At 73.9% G+C, this 918-nt stretch carries 1 protein-coding gene and 1 pseudogene; one reads left to right on the forward strand and one right to left on the reverse strand.

The window, feature by feature from the left end:
• On the reverse strand, positions 1-238 hold a 238-nt coding region (locus tag NS354_RS12785; RefSeq protein WP_345994186.1), incomplete at its 3' end, for a phosphatase PAP2 family protein.
• A gap of 19 nt (positions 239-257) precedes the next feature.
• Here NS354_RS12785 and NS354_RS12790 point away from each other — a divergent pair.
• Positions 258-918 (forward strand): annotated as a pseudogene (locus NS354_RS12790) (hypothetical protein); the annotation flags it as partial.

Genomic DNA, 918 nt, shown 5'->3' on the forward strand with positions numbered 1-918 from the left:
TGGTCTCTGCGTCGTGACCGGAGTACAGGCGCACTGTGCCCAGGTGGCCCTCGATACGCCCGCCCATCACATCCAGCGGGTAGTGCACGCCCAGCACGATCCGTGTGTTGCCGCCCTCGGAGGAGCGGGTCAGGATCTCCGGGCCGAGCTCCGGCAGCACCATGGCCAGGCCGATGCCGATGCCGTAGGCGTAGGTGGTGTGCCCGGAGATCCTGACCCGCTCCTCCGAGGCCGGCAACAACCGGAGCGTGCTGGGCGTGCACTACCCGCTGGATGTGAGGGGCGGGCGCATCGAGGGCCACCTGGGCACCGTGGCCCTGTACTCCGGTGACTACGCCCAGACCACCCTGGCCCCGGCCCGCGCCGAGCTGACCGACTACCTCACCCAGCGGTGCCAGGAGGCCGGACTGGGTCAGACCCTCACCGCGTGCATCGACGCGACCCGCGCGAACGACTCCGGCGGGTACCGCAACGTGTTCACCGACGCCGTCTCCGCAGCACCGGTCACCGACCGCGCCTCGGCCCTGCAGGCCTACCGGGCCCGGATGACCTACGGCTTCCCGGCCGTCGGCGCCACCGGCCAGGCCCCGCGGGTGCCCGCCGGCGCGGAGTCCCTGCTGGCCACGGCCTTCCCGACCCTGACCGCAGAGCAGCGCCGTCAGGTCCTGGCCGCCACGGAGATCCCCTCCGGCTCCGCCCTGGACTCCTCCTCCGACGGCTGGCAGCGCATCGACCTGCCCGCCGCGATGAGCTCCGAGGTGACCGTGGATGCCGCCGGGACCGTGACCTCGGTGGTCCCGGGCCAGGCCCGCGCCAGTGTGGTCAGCGCCGACCCGGCCCCGAGCCCGACGCCGACCGCCGAGCCGACGGCCACCCCCACCGCGGAGCCGACGGGAGAGCCCACCGGCACTCCCACCG

The organism is Leucobacter chromiiresistens (assembly GCF_001477055.1).
Classification (GTDB): domain Bacteria; phylum Actinomycetota; class Actinomycetes; order Actinomycetales; family Microbacteriaceae; genus Leucobacter; species Leucobacter chromiiresistens_A.